The sequence below is a fragment of the Microbacterium sp. ZW T2_14 genome (assembly GCF_044987405.1).
Taxonomy (GTDB): domain Bacteria; phylum Actinomycetota; class Actinomycetes; order Actinomycetales; family Microbacteriaceae; genus Microbacterium.
In genome coordinates this window covers 1-19,721 of record NZ_JBJDRK010000069.1, presented here as the reverse complement: position 1 = coordinate 19,721, position 19,721 = coordinate 1, and the positions used below count along the sequence as shown (strand labels likewise).

The following is a 19,721-nucleotide window of genomic DNA, read 5'->3' as shown; positions in this document are numbered from 1 at the left end:
TCGTAGTCGTCGCCGTTGATGCGCGGCGTGCGCCCCTCCAGGAGCGCCTCGAAGACGAGGGGGAACAGGTTGTGGGGGCTGGTGTCGTAGACGCTCGGGTCGCCGGAGCCCCACGCTGGGCGCGCTCAACAGGTCAACCGGCCGTCCACAGAAGGCTGAATCCGCTCAACCTCCTGTGGAAGGCCGGTTGACCTGTCGGAACGCGGGCCGCGGCATCCGTCACGGAGGGCCGGCGACGGATGCCGCGCATCGGAGCGGGCAGAATGGAAGCGCGCCACTCGGCGAACCGACCCCCGCTGAATCGACCGACGGAGTGACATGACCTGGCTCGTGACCGGAGGTGCCGGCTACATCGGCGCCCATATCGTCCGCGCTCTCGACGGTGCGGGGCTGACCCCCGTCGTCGTCGACGACCTCTCGAGCGGCCACGCCGGCTTCGTTCCGGAGGGCGTGGCGTTCGTCCGCGGCTCGATCCTCGACCGCGACCTGGTCGAGCGCACGCTGCGCGACCACGAGGTCGAAGGGGTCATCCACCTCGCCGGCTTCAAGTACGCCGGCGTCTCGGTGCAACGACCGCTTCACACGTACGCGCAGAACGTCGAGGGCACGCGCGCGCTCCTCGAGGCGATGCAGTCGGCGGATGTCGCGAACCTCGTGTTCTCGTCGTCGGCCGCCGTCTACGGAACCCCCGATGTGCCGCTCGTGACCGAGGACCTGCCCAAGCGCCCGGCGTCGCCGTACGGCGAGTCCAAGCTGATCGGCGAGTGGCTCATCCGCGACCAGGCGATCGCCACGGCCGCATCCGACAGCGCCCTGCGCTACACCGCGCTGCGCTACTTCAACGTCGTGGGCTCCGGCGACCCGAGCGTCTACGACACCAGCCCCCACAACCTGTTCCCCCTCGTCTTCGAGGCGCTCCTGGAGGGGCGCACGCCGCGCATCAACGGCGACGACTACGACACCCCCGACGGCACCAACGTGCGCGACTACGTGCACGTGGCCGACATCGCGGCCGCCCACGTCGCGGCTGCCCAGCGTCTCCTCGCGAACCTGCCCATCGAGCCGGCGTACAACCTCGGCTCGCAGAACGGGCTGAGCGTGCGCGAGATCATGGACGCGATGGCCCGCGTGACCGGCATCGACTTCAGGCCCGAGATCGCGCCCCGCCGGCCCGGTGACCCCGACCGCATCGTCGCGACCGGCGAGCTCGCCGCGCGCGACCTCGACTGGAAGAACCGGTACACCGTCGACGAGATGGTCCGCTCCGGCTGGGAGGCCCGTCGCGCGGCCGGCTGAGCGGGTCGGTCAGCGAGCCCCCCTCCGGGGTCGCGTCGCCGCCGCGGCGTGCGCTGAGCACGTTTGTGCAGGAGACGTGGACGTCCGAGGCCTGACTCGGCATCCGGCATCCGGCATCCGGCATCCGGCATCCTCGCTGTCCCGGGCCCCATCCACCGCGTCGCGGCCCCTCTGGGGCCGCATTCCTTGGCGACTCGCCACCAGCGCGAGGCCACGCGACGCGACCCATCGACCCCATCACCGCAGCTCTTGGCGACTCGCCAACACGCGCAACAGAACCCGCCGAACTTGGCGACTCGCCATCAGCCCAAGGCAACCTGGTGCGACGCCACCCCTGACGCAGATCTTGGCGAGTCGCCAAAAGGCACGGTAGAACCCGCAAAACTTGGCGACTCGCCAACAAAGGCCAGGGCTGGCAAAAGCCGAAGTTCGGCGACTCGCCAAAAGGCGCACGCGGCAGGCGCAGAAATTGGCGACTCGCCAAAACGCGCGGGCGACGGATCCCGACCCTCGGCTTGCCGGCGGAAACCTCCGAACCAGTGGCTCCACAGAGTGGACTCGGCCGGCGGACTCGGCCGGCGGACTCGGCCGGCGGACTCAGCGGGCGGGCGCGGTGCTCGCGCGCACGACGAGCCGGGTCGGCACCGTCTCGAACCCGGCGGGGGTCCCCGCCTCGATGCCGTCCACCAGGGCCGCGACGGCCCGGGATCCGAGCGCATCGAAGTCCTGGTGCACGGTGGTGAGCGGCGGACGGTAGTCCGCGGCATCCGCCACGTCGTCGAAGCCCACGACGCTCACGTCGCCGGGCACGTCGCGACCCACCTCGGCGAATGCGCGCAGAAGCCCGAGCGCCATCTGGTCGTTGGCGGCGAACACGCCGGTCGCGCCGGCATCCAGAAGAGCGGATGCCGCGGCGAAGCCCGACGCCGAGGTCCAGTCTCCCCGCACCACGGGTGGCACCGGTGCACCCGCGGCCATCAGCGCCTCGCGCCAGCCGCGCTCGCGCTCGGCGGCCGCGAATGAAGTCGGGGGCCCGGCGAGGTGGTGCACGGACCCGTGCCCCAGCTGCAGGAGATGCGTCACGGCGAGTCGCGCTCCGCCGGCGTGATCGGTCTCGATGACACCGAAGCGGTCGTCGCGCGGTGAGTCGACGACCATCAGGGTCAGTCCCGCCGCACGGAGGTCGGCCTCGCGGACGCGCTCGGTCGCCTCGTTCAGCACGATCGCGCCGTCGACGCCCTGATCGGAGAGGCGCTCGAAGGCGGCCGACACGTCGCCGTCGGGGCCCAGCGTCACGACCGTCAGCGCGTAGCCGCGCGAGGCGGCGGCATCCGCCACCGCCTGCAGCATGCGCGAGTTGCCGACGGAGGCGAGCGTCGACACCACGAGGCCGATGGTCTGGGTGCGGCCAGTGCGCAGCGCGCGGGCGGCGCGGTGCGGTCGATAACCGAGGTCGGCCATCGCCGCCTCGACACGCGCTCGTGTCGCGGGATCGACGCGGGGGCTCGCGTTGACGACACGAGAGACGGTCTGACCCGAGACGCCGGCGCGCTCGGCGACGTCGGCCATGGACACGCGCCTCGCCGTCATCTCGACCTCCCCGCCCCGAACGCCGCGGTTCGGCGTGAGCTCGTCACAACTCCGGAGAACCGGTGCATGTTGACGCTAACATAGCGGACTTGCTACCGTGTTGACGTGAACACACCTGAGTTTCCGTCGGACGGCGCCGTCCGCGCGACCGACAACATCACGTCGCAGACGCTGGGCGCCGGCGTGGTCAAGCGCTCGACACGCCTTGCCGATGGGCGCGAACTCATCTACTACGACGACCCCGGCACGTCCCTCGGCCCCGAGCGCGCGGTCGACGCGCGGGATCTCGGCCCCCGCCCCGAGACCGCGACGATGCGTCGCGACGTGCTCACCGGCGACTGGGTGTCGATCGCTGCGGCGCGGCAGAACCGTGCGTTCCTGCCACCGGCCGAGCTCGATCCGCTCGCGCCGCAGACGCCGACGAACCCGTCCGAGATCCCGTCGCGGTACGACGTGGCAGTGTTCGAGAACAAGTCGCCGTCCTTCGGCCCCGCCCTCGCGGCCGCGCACGGCGACGCGCCCGCCGGCGTCGACGCGCCGCGCGATCTCGACGACCTCGTCGCGCCCGGACTCGGCCGCACGCGCACGAGCGTCGGTCGCTGCGAGGTCGTGTGCTTCAGCCCCGAGCACTCCGGATCGTTCGGCTCTCTCAGCCCCACCCGGGCACGCACCGTCATCGAGGCGTGGGCGGACCGCACGGCCGCGCTGTCGGCGCTGCCCGGCATCGAGCAGGTCTTCCCGTTCGAGAACCGCGGCGAGGCGATCGGCGTCACGCTCCCCCACCCGCACGGGCAGATCTACGCGTACCCGTACATCACACCGCGTACGACGAGCCTCCTCGCCTCCATCGACCGCGAGGGCCCCGACCTCTTCGAGCGGATCCTCGCCTTCGAGCGCGCCGGCGACCGGGTGATCCTCGAGGGCGAGCACTGGACCGCCTTCGTGCCGTTCGCGGCCCGCTGGCCGATCGAGATCCACCTGCTCCCACACCGCCACGTCGCGGACTTCGCCGAGACGACAGAGGCCGAACGCGACGAGCTCGCGCCGCTCTACCTCCGCCTGCTGCGCGGAGTCGACGCTCTCTACGACTCCCCGACCCCGTACATCGCCGCCTGGCACCAGGCCCCCGGGCACCGGGGACGCGATACGGCGCGGCTGCACCTGCAACTCACGTCGCCGCGCCGTGCGGCCGACAAGCTCAAGTTCCTCGCCGGATCCGAGGCCGCCATGGGCGCCTGGATCGGCGACATCCCGCCCGAGACGGCCGCCGCAAGGTTGCGCGAAGCCGTCGCATCCATCCCCGAGGAGACCCTGTGACCACCGCCGACACCCGCACCCCCGCCGCGCACGGCACTGCTGATGCCGCGCGCGCCCTCTTCGCCGACCGCTTCGGCGCCGAAGCGGTCGGCACCTGGTCGGCACCCGGCCGGGTGAACCTCATCGGCGAGCACACCGACTACAACGACGGCTTCGTGCTGCCGTTCGCGATCCAGCACCGCACGCACGTCGCCCTCGCGCCACGCACCGACGGCGTCTTCCGCGTGCGCGTCGCCTCCACGTTCGACGACGCGACCGCCGAGGCCGCGCTCGGCGACCTCGACGCGCTGTTCCCCGCTCGGCGCGACGAGGTGCCGGAGTGGGCCCGCTACCCCTTGGGTGTCGCGTGGGCGCTGCTCGCGGCATCCGGAACCGACCCGTCATCCGTCACCGGCGTCGACCTGGCCTTCGCGTCCGATGTGCCCGTCGGCGCGGGGCTGTCGTCGTCGGCGGCGATCGAAGGCGCGACCGCCGTCGCCCTCGCCGACACCTGGGGAATCGACCTCGACCGCGTCGCGCTGGCGAAGGTCGGCCGCCGCGCCGAGAACGAGGCCGTCGGCGCCCCCACCGGCATCATGGACCAGATGGCGTCGCTGCTCGGCCGCGCCGACGCGGCGATCTTCCTCGACTGCCGCTCGCTCGAGGCGGAGGTCGTCGACCTCGGCTTCGCGGCGGCCGGCCTCGAGCTGCTCGTCATCGACACCGGCGTGAAGCACTCGCACGCCACAGGGGGCTACGGCGAGCGTCGAGCCGCCTGCGAGCGGGGGGCCGCCGCGCTCGGCGTGCCCGCACTGCGCGACGTGACGCTGGACGACCTTCCGCGCCTGGCGGGGCTCGTCGACGACGTCACGTTCCGCCGCGTGCGCCACGTCGTGACCGAGAACCAGCGCGTGCTCGATACGGTCCGGACGCTGCGCGAGCAGGGCCCGACCGCGATCGGCGACCTCCTCGTCGCGTCGCACGCCTCGATGCGCGACGACTTCGAGATCTCGGTCCCCGAGCTCGACACGGCGGTCGAGGCCGCGCTGTCGGCCGGAGCCGTGGGCGCCCGCATGACCGGCGGCGGCTTCGGCGGGGCCGCGATCGCGCTCGTCTCGCACGACCGCGTGGGAGCGGTGACGGATGCCGCGACCGCCGCCTTCGCATCGGCCGGCTTCGCCGCCCCGACGATCTTCACGGTGACCCCGTCGGCCGGCGCCGCCCGCGACTGAGCCTCTTCCCCCCGAGATACTCGAACGTCCGCCGCGTTTCGTCTCGCTCGTTCCTCGCTCGCTCAACGACCGGGTTCCTCGCTCCAGCGCGGTGCGAACGTCCGCCGCGTTTCGTCTCGCTCGTTCCTCGCTCGCTCGACGACCGGGTCCTCGCTCGTTCCTCGCTCGCTCAACGACCGGGTTCCTCGCTCCAGCGACCGAGAGAAAGGGTCCGGTCGTTGAGCGAGGGAGCGCCAGCGACCGAGACGAAACGCCTCGAGAGGGTGCCGCCGCTTCCCGACGAAACGCGGTGCGAACGCTCGCGACGCACAGCGCAAGAGACTGGCGATGACGGATGCCGCGGCCTAGCGTCGAACCTGGCGCGCGGGCATCCGATCCGCGCACGTAAGGAGCGAACGTGGCGTACATCACCGTCGGAACCGAGAACTCGGTCGACATCGACCTCTACTACACCGACCAGGGCCCGGCCGAGGCGCAGCCGGTCGTGCTGATCCACGGGTTCCCGCTGAACGGCGAGTCGTGGGGCAAGCAGCAGGCGGCGCTGCTGGATGCCGGGTACCGCGTGATCGCGTACGACCGTCGAGGGTTCGGCGCGTCGACGAAGGCGGGCTCGGGCTACGACTACGACACGTTCGCCGCCGACCTCCATGCCCTCATCGAGGACCTCGACCTGCGTGACGCGGTGCTCGTGGGCTTCTCGATGGGCACCGGCGAGATCGCCCGGTACCTCTCGCGTTACGGCAGCGGTCGCGTGGCCAAGGCCGCATTCCTCGGCTCGCTCGAGCCCTTCCTGCTCAAGACCGAGGACAACCCGGGCGGCGCCGGCCCGCAGGAGTTCTTCGACGGCATCGCGCAGTCCGTGCGCGAAGACCGGTACGCGTTCATCAGCGGGTTCCTGAAGGACTTCTACAACCTCGACGACAACCTGGGCTCGCGCATCTCGCAGGAGGCGGTGAACGCGAGCGCGCAGGTCGCGAACCTCGCCGGCAACACGGCGATCGCCGCGGCGCCGCTCACCTGGCCCACCGACTTCCGGGCCGACATCCCCGCCATCGACGTGCCGACGCTCATCCTCCACGGCTCGGCCGACAACATCCTGCCGATCGACGTCACAGGCCGCGCGTTCAAGGACCTCGTGCCCGACGCGACCTACGTCGAGCTCGAGGGCGCCCCGCACGGTCTGCTGTGGACCCACGGCGCAGAGGTGAACGAGGCGCTGCTCGCGTTCCTCCACAGCTGAGGGACCCTGCCTGCCGTGCAGGCGACGGATGCCGCGGCGCCGCGCCCCGCGAGGGACTCGGCGCCGCGGCATCCGTCTGCCTGCGTCAGGCCTGCTGCGGCACCACCCCGGCGTTCGCCATGGCGATGAGGCCGTCGATCATCTCGGGACTCACGCCCCCACCGTCGCCGCCGAGCGCCGCCATCATGCCGATGCGCCCGATCGGGAACGACTCCATCATCTTCGACATGTCGACGCCCTCGGGCATGATCGACGCCGCCCCGGCATCGAGACCGCCCATCATCTGGGCCATCGCGGCCTGCACCATCGGGCCGGCCACGGGGTGGCGCAGCACCTCGCCCAGCGACGATGTGCGCGACAGCGGCAGCGTGAACGCGTCGCCCTCGACGGCCACCGACACGGACGAGCGGATGTCGCGGCTCGACGCCCCGACCTCGACGCGGTAGTCGCCGCCCTCGACGACCCAGCGGTCGGCGCGGATGTCCCAGTACGCCAGATCCTTGCGCCGCACGGTGAGCGTGACCACCTGGCTCTCGCCCGCTTCGAGGGCGACCGAGGCGAATGCCTTGAGCTCGCGCGGCGCGCGCTGCACCGAGGAGCCGGGCAGCGACGTGTAGACCTGCACGATCTCTCGGCCCGCACGGTCGCCCGTGTTCGTGACTTCGACCGTCACCTCGACGTCACGGTCCGCGTCGACGGCGGCTGCGGCATCCGCGTACGAGAAAGTCGTGTACGACAGGCCGTGGCCGAACGGGAACGCGACCTCGAGACGGCGCGCGTCGTACCAGCGGTAGCCGACGAACAGCCCCTCGCCGTAGCGGACGTGCGAGAACTCACCCGGGAAGTCGAGGTACGCGGGGGTGTCCTCGAGCCGCGCCGGGATGGTCTCGGTGAGCTTGGCCGACGGGTTGACCTCGCCGAACAGCACGTCGGCGGTTGCGCCGCCACCGGCCTGTCCGAGCAGCCAGCCCTCGAGGATCGCCGGCACGCGGTCGGCGAACGGCAGAGCGACGACCCCGCCGTTCGAGAGCACCACGACGGTGTTCGGGTTCGCCGCGAGCACCGCGTCGAGCAGCGCGAGCTGCCCAGCCGGCAGGTCGATGTCGTCGCGGTCGTAGCCCTCGGACTCGAGACGGGCCGGCAGTCCCAGGAACGCGACGGCCACGTCGGCAGCGGATGCCGCAGCCACCGCCTCGTCGCGCAGCGCCTGCGTCTCGTCGTCCGAGACCACGAGCGCGTTGCTGAAGCCCTGTGCGTACGACACCTCGCCGGCGGCGAGCGCACGGATCTCGTCGAGCGCGGTGTCGAGGCGGGTCGGGTTGATCATCGACGAGCCGGCACCCTGGTACCGCGGCTTCTCGGCGAACTCGCCGATGACCGCGATCTTCGCGTCCTTCGCCAGCGGCAGCACCCCGTCGTTCTTCAGCAGCACGATCGAGCGGCCGGCGGCCTCCCGCGCGAGGGCGTGGTGCGCGTCGACGTCGAGCGGTCCCTCGACCGCACCCGCGCCGTCGGTCGCCTTACGCACCAGGTCGAGCACCCGGCCGGCGGCGACATCCACCACCGACTCGTCGAGCGAGCCGTCCTGCACCGCGGCGACGATCTGCGCGTCGGTCGTGCCGCCGGACGACGGCATCTCCAGATCCATCCCGGCGGCCAGGCCCGGCACTCGCTCGTTGACGGCGCCCCAGTCCGAGACCACGAGCCCCTCGAAGCCCCACTCGTCGCGCAGCACCTGGGTGAGCAGCCACGGGTCCTCCGACGCGTAGACGCCGTTGATGCGGTTGTACGAGCACATGACCGTCCACGGCTGGGCGTCTTCCACCACCCGCTGGAAGCCGCGCAGATAGATCTCGCGGAGCGGCCGAGGGTCGACGTCGGACGACGCGCGCATGCGGTCGTTCTCCTGGTTGTTGGCGGCGAAGTGCTTGAGCGAGGTGCCGACGCCCTTCGACTGGATGCCCTTCACGATCGCGGCACCCAGCACGCCCGACACGATCGGATCCTCCGAGAGGTACTCGAAGTTGCGGCCGCACAGCGGCGAGCGCTTGATGTTGATGCCGGGACCGAGCAGCACCGCGACATCCTCGATCGACGTCTCGGTGCCGAGGGCCTCGCCGACGCGGTGGATCAGCTCCACGTCCCAGGACGAGCCGAGGCCGACGGCCGGCGGGAAGCAGGTCGCCGGCACGCTGTCGCCGATGCCGAGGTGGTCGCCGCCCTCGCGCTGCTTGCGCAGACCGTGCGGGCCGTCGGTCACCATGAGCGCCGGTACGCCGACGCGCTCGACCGGCTTGGTGTTCCAGAAGCTCGCGCCGCTGGTGAGCGACGCCTTCTCTTCGAGGGTGAGGTCCGTGACATCGGGGATGCTCATGGAGTTCCTTTCGTGTGGAGGTTGATGTTCGAGCGCGAGATCAGCGGACGGCCTTGATCGGCCAGATCGCGAACGCTCCCAGGATGCCGAGAACGATCGCCACGGGGAACAGGCCCTGGTAGCCGAAGGCGAGCACGATGACGCCGGCGACGCCGGGGGCGAGCGTCTGCGGCAGCGTCGCGGCGATGTTCACGACGCCGAGGTCCTTCGCGAACGACTTCGCCGAGGGCAGCACCTCGCTGATGAGCGCGCTGTCGACGGCCTGGAACATGCCGAAGCCGAAGCCGGCGATGAAGGTCATGATCATCCAGGCGTTGAGGTCCTGCCAGATCCAGGGCAGCAGGAACGCCAGGCTCACGACAGCCGCCGACGCGAACACGAACGGCTTCCGCCGGCCGACCTTGTCGGACAGCGGACCGGCGACGACCGTCGAGATGATGATGCCGACCAGACTCAGCAGCCCGAGGAGCGGGATCACTGTCTCAGGGTGCTCGACGCCGAAGTAGTACTGCAGCAGGTACAGCTGGTAGCCGGTGACCGCGAAGTATCCGGTGTACAGCAGCAGGCGGCCGGTGAAGGCCCAGAAGAAGTCCGGGTGCTTGACGGGGTTGACCCAGAAGGTCTTGAGGAACTCGACGAAGTCGAACCGCTCGGGCTGCAGCCGCGTGCTCGGGTAGTCGGGATTGAAGACGACAAACAGCACCAGCACGGCCACCGAGAGCACGGCGAAGGTGATGTACCCGGCGACGATGCTGTTGAAGAAGAGCGAGCCGACGATCTGGCCGCCGATGGCACCGAGCATCAGCCCGATGCCGGTCAGCGCGGCGAACGTGCCGCGCCGCTTCACCGGCACGCGGTCGGGCATGACCGCTGACAGCGGGCCCTGCGCGAAGTTGAAGCAGACCTGCACCAGCACCCAGGCCACGATGAACCCGACGAGCGAGTCGGCGAGGTCCAGCCCGATGAGCGAGAGCGAGCCTGCCAGGCCGCCGATCACGATCCACGGCGCGCGGCGGCCGAATCGTGACCGCGTGCGGTCGGAGATCTGCCCGGCGATCGGCTGCGCGAGCATCGCGGCGAACGCGCCGATCGTCGAGACGATCGCGAGGTTCGCGACGTTGATCTGGTTCTCCTCGCCGAAAGCGAGCGTGATCTGGTGCGGCAGCAGGATGCCGGGCACGGCGCCCCACACCATGAAGATCGCGATGTTGGCCGGGACGATCGACCACATCAACCGCCGCAGCCCCTTGACGGGAGGCGGCGGATCGTCGATGCCCGAAGCGGTGGCGACGAAGGTGTTCGTGGTCGCGGGGGCCGGTGCGGGGGCGGGCGTGGCTTCAGACGGCACTGTCATGGGCGGGTCCTCGATCTCGGGTGGTGAGGCTCGACGGTGAGTCACTCGAGAAAACCATACGTCATTTGGTTTTGAAAAATCTAGCGTTGTTCGGGTTTACTTCTTCTATGACTGACAGCGGCGGGACGCGGCGCGGCTCCTACGCCAAGGGCATCGCCAAGCGGGAAGAGATCCTCACGCGGGCCCTCGACGTCATCGCCCGCGAGGGCTATGGCGGGGCATCCATCAAAGAACTGGCGGATGCCGTCGGCCTCAGCCAGGCCGGACTCCTCCACTATTTCGACAGCAAGGAGGAGCTCTTCACCGAGATCCTCCGCAAACGCGATGAGCTCGATTCGATCGATCAGGGCCTCACCAGCAGCCCGGAACACGGCCTGGTAGCCCCGGAAGCCGAGCTCGCCGACATCCGCACCGGCTACCTCAGCGTCATCCGCCACAACGCCGAGGTTCCCGGCCTCGTGCATCTGTTCGCCCGGCTGTCGGTCGACGCGGCCGATCCGGGCCATCCTGCCCATCAGTTCTTCCTCACGCGAGGCGAGAGTCTGCGCGGGTTCTTCGCCGCCGCCATCGCGACCCAGCAGGAGTCCGGCGCGATCACCGACCAGATCGACGCCGACACTCTGGCGCGGATCTTCCAGGCCGTCGCGGACGGCCTGCAAGTGCAGTGGATGCTGGAACACGACGTCGACATGGCCGCCACAGTCGACGCCCTCTTCGATGTGCTCACCCGGGAGAAGCCATGACACCCACGCCCACGCCCGCCCCCACCGGCACGTCGCACGCCGTGCCCGGGCCCGACAGTCCCGACACGCTGCCCACGACGCGCTACGTGGAAGCGGACACCGTCGCCGGGCGGGTGCGCGGCCTCTGGCGCGGCGAGCCTGGGTCCGGCGGGTCGGCGGCGTTCCTCGGCATCCCGTTCGCCCAGCCGCCCGTCGGCCCGCTCCGATTCGCCGCGCCCGCGCCCGTGGAGCCGTGGGCGGGCGTGCGCGACGCGCTCGAGTTCGGTGCGACGGCCCAGCGTGGCGATCCCGGGATCACGCTCATCCCCGAGCCGTCCGTTCCCGGCGACGCGACGCTCAACGTCAACGTGTTCACGCCTGCTCCCGGACGTGGGGAGGAAGCGGCGCTCCCGGTGCTGGTCTGGATCCATGGCGGCGGCTACATCTCCGGGTCCCCGGCGAGCCCCTGGTATGACGGCCGCGCCTTCAACCGCGACGGTGTCGTCACCGTGACGATCTCGTACCGCCTCGGCTTCGACGGATTCGGGCACATCGAGGGTGCCCCGTCGAACCGCGGAGTTCGGGACTGGCTCGCCGCTCTCGAGTGGGTGCAGGACAACATCGCGAACTTCGGGGGCGATCCGGCGCGCGTCACCATCGCAGGCCAGTCCGCCGGTGGCGGCGCGGTGCTTCGGCTGCTGGCGCTGCCCGCCGCGCAGCACCTGTTCCATTCGGTGTGGGCGCTCTCGGCCGCGCTCGCCGACGTCTCGCCCGAGCGGGCACGCTCCGCGTCGACGAGGCTCGCTGGTCTCGCGGGCGTCGCGCCGACGAGGGAGGGCTTCGCCTCCGAGCCGGAGGAGGCGCTGCATGCGCTGCAGTCCAAGGCGACAGAGCCGGAGTCGGGCGACCGCCTCGCCGGCGTGCGGGGGCTGCTCGAGGACGGACTCTCGTGGGGGCCGATGATCGACGGAGACCTCGTCCCGGAGCCGACGCTCGTCGCCCTGCGCTCCGGCGTCGGGGCTGACAAGCCGCTCGTGCTCGGCACGACGGACGACGAGTTCACGATGGTGCTCGACTCGGCGCAGCGGAAGCTCCGCTTCATCCCCGCGTCCCTGGCCTTCGCGAAGCTCGAGGTGCCCCGCGAGCGTCGGCGGGCCTACCTCGCCGACAACACGGCCCAGCGTCGCAAGGGAACGGCGGCCGTCCTCGGCCGTTACGTCTCCGACGTGGTCTTCCGCTCGACGGTGGTGAAGGTCGCCGACGCGCGAGCATCCGCACCCACCTGGGTGTACCGCTTCTCCTGGCCGTCGCCGACGCGACGGTGGGCCCTGCACTGCCTCGACGTTCCCTTCTGGTTCGACTGCCTCGACGAGCCGCACGTGGCGGCGATCGCCGGCGACGCTCCCCCGCGGCGGCTCGCCGCCGCCATCCACGGCGCCGCAGTCGCACTTGTCCGGGGCGACGACCCCGGCTGGCGCGCCTGGTCGGACGCGCCCGGAACCACGCGCGTGTTCGGTGGCGCGGCATCCGTTCCCGACGTCGTCGCCGACGGCTACCGCAGCGTCCGCGCCCTGCTCTGATGCGCCTGAGCCGTCGACGCCCGACCCGGCGCGCGTCGGCCCACGCCGTCGAGAATTCAGGAGACACGCCGCAGTCGCGCACCCGAAGCGGTGACCTGACTCGAATTCTCCTGAGAGCTTGACGAGGTGCGACGGCGTGCGGCCAACCCCCGCAGCGCAGCCGAGACGACCTCGGGGTTCCACATGATGTCTTCGGCGATGGGACGGTAGGTCGCGTACCCGAGGACGGCCGCCGCCTGATCACGACGGCGATCGCGCCGCTGGGCATCCCACGTCGAGTGATGGGCCTGACTATCGCACTCCACGATCAGCCAGCCGTCTACGAGGAAGTCCACGATGCCGACACCCGGGATAGCGACCTGCACCTCAAACCGCAAGCCCGCTGACCGGAGCATCAGGCGAACAAGCGACTCCGGACCGGACTGGCACCGCGCATCCAGTAGCCGCCTAATCACCGCGTACCGGCGAGGAAGCACCCGGAACAGCTCGTCGAGCTCATCCGAATCCAATAGGCCGGTATTCAGCGCCGAGTCGAGCGTGGCGACCGCGGCGCGCGCCGCCTGACATCGCACCGCTTGGGCGAGCGCATCGAAGAGTTCCACTCGCGTCGATCTCGGGTGCGGCGATCGGTGCAGCCGACCCCAATGCCGTCGCAACGCGCGGGCGACCGATCTGGGTCTCGACGAGTTCGCGGGAAGGTGAACGTGAAGGGTCGCCGTGTCCAGAACGAAGACCCCCAGTTGGGCGAGCGCGCTGGTGCAGGCCACGCGTCCGCTCAGGCGACAGGCGTCGACGACCTCGGGTGAGGTATCGGGCGTGAGATACACCCCCGTCCGGGCGCGGAGCAGCCGGCCGTCCCGCACCGCAGCCCGGAGGGCTCGGTCGGTCCAGCCCGCCTCCACGAGATCGGATCGGCGGAACGAAGGGCAAGCGGGTGCGAGCGGCATCCGCCCACAGTGGAGGACGGCATCCCGCCGGATCACGGATCCCTCACCGATGTGGACAACTGCGCCAGAGCGGCCGTCCGGGGAGGAAGGGGGAATCGCGCAGGATTCAGGAAAAAGCACCTGCGAGCGGTGCGGTGAGCACCAAGACCGCTGGTTCTTCCTGAAGTCTCGACGGCGGCAGCGCGCACCAAGGCCAGACGCAGTAGCGCAGCCCCGGCCTACGGCGCGCCGCGCGGCGAGAATTGTCTGGGATCCAGGAGAAACGCCGTTCGGCAGTGCCGCCCGCTGGCGCGCGCGCCGGATTCTCCTGATTCCTCGACGCGAACCTCCGACGAGCGCCCCCGCCCGACCCGGCGGGGCACGGGGCGGCGCGCGGTCGAGAATTCAGGAAACTCGCCGCAGTCGCCGACGCGAAGTGACGACCAGCGACGGATTCTCCTGAATCCTCGACCGAGTCAGGACAGCGCGGGCACGACCTCGCGCTCGAACAGCTCGATGCCCGACAGGTCGTAAGCGGCCTCGGGGAAGTAGTGGATGGCGTAGCCGAGGCCGTGCCGCTCACGCTCGGCGAGACGCTCGACCACCTGGTCCACTGCGCCGAAGGCCGGCGAGTTCACGAAGTCGCGCTCGATCTGGTCGGCGCGCTCCTGACCGACGTGGGGCAGCAGGCGGTCTTTGACGACGGCGAGGCGCTCGTGCGCCTCGGCCTCGGTCGCGCCGACGATCGTGTTGAAGTTCGAGCTGCGGGTGATCTCCGAGAAGTCACGGCCGAGAGCGTCGCAGTGGCCGCGCAGCACCTCGCTCTTGCGGTCGAACTCCTCCAGCGAGCCGGCGAAGTTCGTGTACGACGCGTACTTCGCCGCGACCTTCAGCGTCACCTTCTCGCCGCCGCCCGCGACCCAGAGCGGGATGCCGCCGTCCTGCAGCGGCAGCGGCTGCACGATGGCCCCGTCGACCTGGTAGTGCGTGCCGTCGAGGGTGGCACGGCCGGTCGTCCAGGCCTGCTGCATGATGTCGACGCCTTCGCGCAGCATCCGCAGCCGCTCCGGAACCGGCGGGAAGCCGTAACCGTATGCCTCCCACTCGTGCTCGTACCAGCCGCCGCCGATGCCCATCTCGGTGCGGCCGCCGGAGACGATGTCGACGGTCGCGGCGACCTTCGCGAGGTAGGCCGGGTTGCGGTAGCCCATGCAGGTGCACATCTGGCCGAGGCGGATGCGGCTCGTCGTCGCGGCGAACGCCGACATCAGCGTCCATGCCTCGTGCGTCGCCTCCTCGCTCGGCACGGGGGTCGTGTGGAAGTGGTCGTAGACCCACAGCGACTCCCACGCTCCCGCATCGGCCCGCTGTGCCAGCCCCTTCATCACCTCCCAGTGCCCGGAGGGGTCGATGCCGACCAGATCGAATCGCCAGCCTTGGGGGATGAAGGTACCGAAGCGCATGGTCTTCAGCCTAGGGCGATGACGGATGCCTCGACCCGGCCTCGCCGGGCCCTCGTGGCCGGAGCCGTGAAGGGGTATATTTCCGCCCCTCCGGCGCAGACCGGCCCGGCCGCAATGTGCCTTCTCGCAGTGCCCGAAGCCTCAGCCGACCGGGAGGACGCGGGCATGCGGCATCCGTTCCCGCATCACGGCGATCGCCTCGGGGTTGTGGTCGACCAGGACGGCGTCACGTCCGAGCGCGGAGGCCACCGCGCCCGTCGTGCCGCTGCCGGCGAAGAAGTCGAGCACCCGGTCGCCCGGGCGGGATGAGGCCTGCACGATCCGCCGCAGGACCCCCTCGGGCTTCTGCGTCGGGTAGCCGGTCTTCTCGCGGCCGGTGGTCGGCACGATCGTGTGCCACCACACGTCCGTGGGGAGCTTGCCGCGCTCGGCCTTCTCGGGCGTGACCAGCCCCGGGGCCATATAGGGCTCGCGGTCCACGGCATCCGAGTCGAACCAGTACGCCTTCGGATCCTTCACGTACACGAGGATCGTGTCGTGCTTGGTGGGCCAGCGCTTGCGCGTCTTGGCACCGTAGTCGTAGGCCCAGATGAGCTCGTTGAGGAACCGCTCGCGCCCGACGAGCGCGTCCATGAGCACCTTGGCGTAGTGCGCCTCGCGGTAGTCGAGGTGCAGGTAGAGCGTGCCGTCGTCGGAGAGCAGCCGCCAGGCCTCGAGCAGCCGCGGCTCGAGGAAGCCCCAGTAATCGTCGAACCGGTCGTCGTAGGCCCGCAGGTCGCCGCGGATGCGCTCGTACTCGCGCCCGTGGAAGCCGCGCCGCACGACGCCGGGCCCGAGCAGGGCGCGGACCCCGGCCGCGTCCGGGATGCCCTGATCCTCTCCGAGGCCCGCGGGGGACGGATGCCGCGACCGGGCGGTCTCGATGGCGCGCTCCTGCGAGCGGCCGGTGTTGAACGGCGGGTCGAGGTAGATCAGGGTGAACGAGGCGTCGGGCAGCGTCCGGATGATCTCGAGGTTGTCGCCCTCGAGGATCTCGACCGAACCTCGGGCGGGGTGGGGAGCCGCCGTGGGTTGCGTCACGGCACCCGACGCAGCCACGCGTCGGTCGCGAACTTGGACTCGACGAGCGCCTCGGCCTCGGCGTACTCGTCCTCGGTGATGTGGCCGGGCACGGCGCCGTACAGGTTCGCGAACGTCTCCTCGAGCTTGGCGATGATCGTCTCGCGCGGAAGGCCGGTCTGGCGGCGGAGCGGGTCCACGCGCTTGGCCGCAGAGGTCGTGCCCTTGTCGCTGAGCTTCTCGCGACCGATGCGCAGCACCTCGGTCATGACCTCGCCGTCCATGTCGTAGCTCAGCGTCGCGTGGTGCAGCACTCCCCCGTTGGCGAGGCGCTTCTGCGCCGCGCCGCCGATCTTGCCCTGCGGCGAGGCGATGTCGTTGAGCGGCTGATACGTGGCGTCGACGCCCAGGGCCCGCAGCGCCTGCAGCACCCAGTCGTCGAGGAACGCGTAGGAGTCCGCGAAGGTCAGTCCGGCGACGAGGGATGCCGGCACATAGAGGGAGTAGGTGACGATGGAGTTGGCGCCCATCATCATGGCGCCGCCGCCCGAGATCCGGCGGACCACGTCGAAGCCGTGCTTGGCGGCGCCGTCGGGATCGACCTCGTTGCGGAGGGACTGGAACGAGCCGATCACGACAGCGTTCTCGTCCCATTCCCAGATCCGCAGCGTCGGACGCCGTCGACCATCGCCGACGCGACCGGTGAGGACCTCGTCGAGGGCCAGGTTCATCCGCGGTGACACCGGCTTGTCGTGCACGATCTCCCAGTCGAAATCGCGCCAGCCGGGAGCGGTCACGAGGGCCCGTCGCACGGCGGTGCCGACCGCTTCGGGGGTGAAGCCCAGCAACTGCGCGCCGCTCGGAAGCGCCGACCGCACGGCGGCGGCGATGGCCGCGACGTCCGCCTCGATCGGCAGTCCGTTCACCGCGGCGTCGATGTCGTCGAGCGCGTCGTCCGGCTCCAGGAAGAAGTCGCCCGCGAGGTGGAAGTCCGCGATGCGGCCGTCGCGCTCCTCGAGGTCGACGACGACGAGCTTTCCGCCGGGCACCTTGTATTCGCCGTGCATGCGTTCAGCCTATTGCCCGGGGTCCGTCGGGTCCGCTGAGCGGGTGCTGCCCGCGGGATGCACGCGCCCCGGCGCGTTTCGTCTCGCTCGTTCCGCGCTCGCTCAACGACCGAGAGGAAGTCCCGGTCGTTGAGCGAGGGAGCGCCGACGACCGAGACGAAACGCCTCGAGGACCGGCGACCGGCTTCCGGGTCAGTTGATCCCGGGGATGACCAGCCAGCGGTTGACGAGCACGATCCACAGCGCGATCACGACGAGGGCCGCGATGGCGATGCCGATGCCCTGCCGGCCGCGGAGGAGCAGGCCCACGACGATGACGATGAGCGTCGCGATGGCGAGCACGAGCGACCCGAACGGGATGCCGGGCAGGAACAGCGACAGGATGAACAGCGCGGCGACGACGATCTCGATGATGCCGACGATGGTGTTGCCCTTGCCGCGGACGCGCAGGATGCCGTCGAAGAGGGCGAGTGCGCCGCCGATGAGCGCGATGAGCAGGAGCCAGCTGAGAGTGATCAAGGTGGGGGGAACCTTTCGCGAGGGATGCCGGGGCGGGTGCCGCGGCGCCGGTCAGCCTATCCACGCGCGGGTCCGCGACCCCGAAACGGCCGGGGTCTGGACGCGGCGCCTGCCCGACTGATAAGAGGCGGCGACGACGGGCCGAGGCATCCGTCACCGCCGCCTCTTCACGAGGTCCTTGCGACCACCGCTACGACGTGCAGGCGCGTCCGTCGAGAAGGAACTGCCACGGCGTGCTCGCCGTGCCGGTCGCATGGATCACCGTGTCGGGAGCCTTGCCCGCCTTCTTGGTCGCGCCGGTGACGGTCACGACGCCGTCGGTCTGCACGACCGCGGCGCGCGTCGCCTTGGTCACCGTCTGCCCGTCCGGCACGGCGAACGCGAGCGTCCAGCGGTCGGGCACCACGCCCGAGAGGCGGATGGTCGCCGAGAACCCGTCCTCGTCGCCGTCGGCGGCCCAGGCCACGTGGCAGTCCAGCGGGGCGATCGGCGGGTTCGCGAGAGCGATGAGCTCGCGCGCCTGCTCGGCGAACCACTGTCCGGCCGCCGGGTCCTCCATGCCGCGCTCCGGGTCGAGCGGGCCAGCCGTTCCCCGGTAGCACTTGCCGTCGGACTCGCCGGGAACCTTGATCCACAGGTACGCGTCGACGAGGGCTGCCCCCGTCGTGGTGTCGGGACGGGCGCCCAGGCCGCGGTCCGGCGGGTTGCACCAGTCCTCGTGGGTGTCGCCGTAGCGGCCTTCGTGGTTCCAGGGTCCGATGCCGTTGCGGCTGGTGTCGATGACGAAATGCGTGTCGGCCTCGACGCCACCCAGGATCGCCGCGTAGCGCGAATCGACGCCGCTCGTGTTCAGCGCCGGGTCGGCGGCATCCGCGGTCCATTCGCCGTACGGCGACATGCCCACGCCCTGCCAGTCGGTCGCCGGGCCGCCGTTCCAGTACTGGTTTCCGCAGGAGCCGAAGTCACCCGGGGTCACCTCGGTGACGTAGGCGAGGCACTGCGAGATCCAGGTGCCGAAGGCGGTGTTGTTCGCGGTGAACTGGTAGTTCGACGCGTTGAGGAAGAACCCGTCCGCGCGCTGCACGCCGGCCTTGATCAGACGGTCCGAGATCTCGCCGACGTTCAGCCACGCCGAGCTAGTTCCATCCAGGTAGACGGATGCCGCCGGCAGCGCGCCGATCGCATCGACCGCGTGGTTCAGCTGAGCGAAGCGATCGCTCGCGGCGGTCTCGGCGGGCACCTCGGCCGGCTGGCACCATTCGTGCTCGCCCGTGAGGGTCACGTAGTGGGGGATGATGCCGAGGCCGTCGGGCTCGAGGATCACGGTGGCCGCGCGGTCGCCGATGCCGGCCGCGAACCCGTCGATCCAGGCCGTGTACGCCGCGGTGTCGGCCGCTCCTCCCGCCGAGTACTGGGCGCAGTCGCGGAACGGCAGGTTGTAGGCCACGAGCACCGGCATCCGGCCCTGCGCAGCCGCGGCCGTGACGATGTCGTCCACCGCGGCCTCGACCTCGGCCGGTGTGCCCGAGGTGAACCAGTCGGCGGAGGGGATCGACCCCAGCAGCTGCGCGTCGTCCCGCGCCTGCCCGGTCAGCGACTGCGCTGCCTCGAGCGTGGTGCTCCACGGGTCGACGTAGAGCTCTGAGCCGGCGAGCCCCGGACCCGCGTCGGGTTCCTCCGCGCCGGCGGCGCTCGAACCCCAGGGGACGGCCAGGCCGATCGCGAGCGCGGCCGCGGCGCCCAGAGCCCAGGTGCGGCCGCGAGAGCGGGGGTGGAGTCGGTCGGGGAGATGAGTCATCGGATTCTCCTGGGTCGTCATCGACCGCCGGGCGTCGTCGCCCGGGGAGCGGCACGGCAGGAACGGCAGCCTGGCCGGCATCAGCGCCGGTCGGTCCGTGGGAGCGCTCCCACCGTGATCACTGCGGCCAGGATGACCCATCGCACCCCCGGCCGTCAACGCCCGCAACGCCCGCCGCGCTCGCACCTGTCTATTCTACACCTCT

15 protein-coding genes and 1 pseudogene are annotated in these 19,721 nt (G+C 70.7%); 6 read left to right on the top strand and 10 right to left on the bottom strand.

Annotated elements, in window-relative coordinates; translation table 11 throughout:
* A pseudogene (locus ACI3KY_RS17960) lies at nt 1–110 on the bottom strand (UDP-glucose 4-epimerase GalE); the annotation flags it as partial.
* 208 nt (nt 111–318) lie between these two features.
* Between ACI3KY_RS17960 and galE the strand changes: the two are divergent.
* Nucleotides 319–1,296: a UDP-glucose 4-epimerase GalE gene (gene galE / locus ACI3KY_RS17955; protein WP_404931502.1), complete on the top strand. Its 978-nt coding sequence runs from the start codon at nt 319–321 to the stop codon at nt 1,294–1,296.
* Between the two features lie 597 nt (nt 1,297–1,893).
* Here the strand turns inward: galE and ACI3KY_RS17950 are convergent.
* Nucleotides 1,894–2,865: a LacI family DNA-binding transcriptional regulator gene (locus tag ACI3KY_RS17950; RefSeq protein ID WP_404931501.1), complete on the bottom strand. Its 972-nt coding sequence runs from the start codon at nt 2,863–2,865 to the stop codon at nt 1,894–1,896.
* A 177-nt stretch (nt 2,866–3,042) separates the two neighbouring features.
* Between ACI3KY_RS17950 and galT the strand changes: the two genes are divergently transcribed.
* The 3 genes from galT (at nt 3,043) to ACI3KY_RS17935 (ending at nt 6,654) form a co-directional block, all read left to right on the top strand.
* Entirely contained in the window at nt 3,043–4,203 is a 1,161-nt protein-coding gene (galT, locus tag ACI3KY_RS17945; RefSeq protein ID WP_404931503.1) for a galactose-1-phosphate uridylyltransferase, read from the top strand.
* A complete protein-coding gene (gene galK, locus ACI3KY_RS17940) occupies nt 4,200–5,414 on the top strand; it encodes a galactokinase (RefSeq protein WP_404931500.1) in 1,215 nt (404 codons plus the stop codon). Before galT ends, galK begins: the two co-directional genes overlap by 4 nt.
* A 397-nt stretch (nt 5,415–5,811) precedes the next feature.
* Nucleotides 5,812–6,654: an alpha/beta fold hydrolase gene (locus ACI3KY_RS17935; protein WP_404931499.1), complete on the top strand. Its 843-nt coding sequence runs from the start codon at nt 5,812–5,814 to the stop codon at nt 6,652–6,654.
* Between the two features lie 85 nt (nt 6,655–6,739).
* Here ACI3KY_RS17935 and ACI3KY_RS17930 read toward each other — a convergent pair whose 3' ends face one another.
* Together ACI3KY_RS17930 and ACI3KY_RS17925 are read right to left on the bottom strand one after the other, a co-directional pair.
* Nucleotides 6,740–9,028, bottom strand: a complete 2,289-nt coding sequence (locus ACI3KY_RS17930) for a glycoside hydrolase family 3 C-terminal domain-containing protein (RefSeq protein ID WP_404931498.1) — start codon at nt 9,026–9,028, stop codon at nt 6,740–6,742.
* Between the two features lie 40 nt (nt 9,029–9,068).
* The gene (locus ACI3KY_RS17925) at nt 9,069–10,382 is read right to left on the bottom strand and encodes an MFS transporter (RefSeq protein ID WP_404931497.1); all 1,314 of its coding nucleotides are present in this window, start codon (nt 10,380–10,382) and stop codon (nt 9,069–9,071) included.
* Between the two features lie 107 nt (nt 10,383–10,489).
* Here ACI3KY_RS17925 and ACI3KY_RS17920 point away from each other — a divergent pair, with 107 nt between their 5' ends.
* Together ACI3KY_RS17920 and ACI3KY_RS17915 are read left to right on the top strand one after the other, a co-directional pair.
* On the top strand, nt 10,490–11,125 hold the full coding sequence (locus tag ACI3KY_RS17920) for a TetR/AcrR family transcriptional regulator (protein WP_404931496.1): 636 nt from the start codon (nt 10,490–10,492) through the stop codon (nt 11,123–11,125).
* Nucleotides 11,122–12,684 (top strand): carboxylesterase/lipase family protein, encoded by a 1,563-nt coding sequence (locus tag ACI3KY_RS17915; protein ID WP_404931495.1) that lies wholly within the window; start codon nt 11,122–11,124, stop codon nt 12,682–12,684. Before ACI3KY_RS17920 ends, ACI3KY_RS17915 begins: the two co-directional genes overlap by 4 nt.
* 56 nt (nt 12,685–12,740) lie before the next feature.
* Here ACI3KY_RS17915 and ACI3KY_RS17910 read toward each other — a convergent pair whose 3' ends face one another.
* The 6 genes from ACI3KY_RS17910 to ACI3KY_RS17885 form a co-directional block, all read right to left on the bottom strand.
* The gene (locus tag ACI3KY_RS17910) at nt 12,741–13,631 is read right to left on the bottom strand and encodes a DUF559 domain-containing protein (protein ID WP_404931494.1); all 891 of its coding nucleotides are present in this window, start codon (nt 13,629–13,631) and stop codon (nt 12,741–12,743) included.
* Nucleotides 13,632–14,086: 455 nt separating this feature from the next.
* Nucleotides 14,087–15,073: an LLM class F420-dependent oxidoreductase gene (locus ACI3KY_RS17905; protein ID WP_404931493.1), complete on the bottom strand. Its 987-nt coding sequence runs from the start codon at nt 15,071–15,073 to the stop codon at nt 14,087–14,089.
* A 141-nt stretch (nt 15,074–15,214) separates the two neighbouring features.
* Nucleotides 15,215–16,153 carry a DNA-methyltransferase gene (locus ACI3KY_RS17900; RefSeq protein ID WP_404931492.1) on the bottom strand — a complete coding sequence of 313 codons (939 nt, stop codon included), beginning with the start codon at nt 16,151–16,153 and terminating at the stop codon, nt 15,215–15,217.
* Nucleotides 16,150–17,199: a biotin/lipoate A/B protein ligase family protein gene (locus ACI3KY_RS17895; protein ID WP_404931491.1), complete on the bottom strand. Its 1,050-nt coding sequence runs from the start codon at nt 17,197–17,199 to the stop codon at nt 16,150–16,152. Before ACI3KY_RS17895 ends, ACI3KY_RS17900 begins: the two co-directional genes overlap by 4 nt.
* Before the next feature lie 192 nt (nt 17,200–17,391).
* Nucleotides 17,392–17,718 (bottom strand): hypothetical protein, encoded by a 327-nt coding sequence (locus ACI3KY_RS17890; RefSeq protein WP_194412744.1) that lies wholly within the window; start codon nt 17,716–17,718, stop codon nt 17,392–17,394.
* Between the two features lie 190 nt (nt 17,719–17,908).
* Nucleotides 17,909–19,516 carry a glycoside hydrolase family 6 protein gene (locus ACI3KY_RS17885; RefSeq protein WP_404931490.1) on the bottom strand — a complete coding sequence of 536 codons (1,608 nt, stop codon included), beginning with the start codon at nt 19,514–19,516 and terminating at the stop codon, nt 17,909–17,911.
* Between the last annotated feature and the right edge of the window lie 205 nt (nt 19,517–19,721).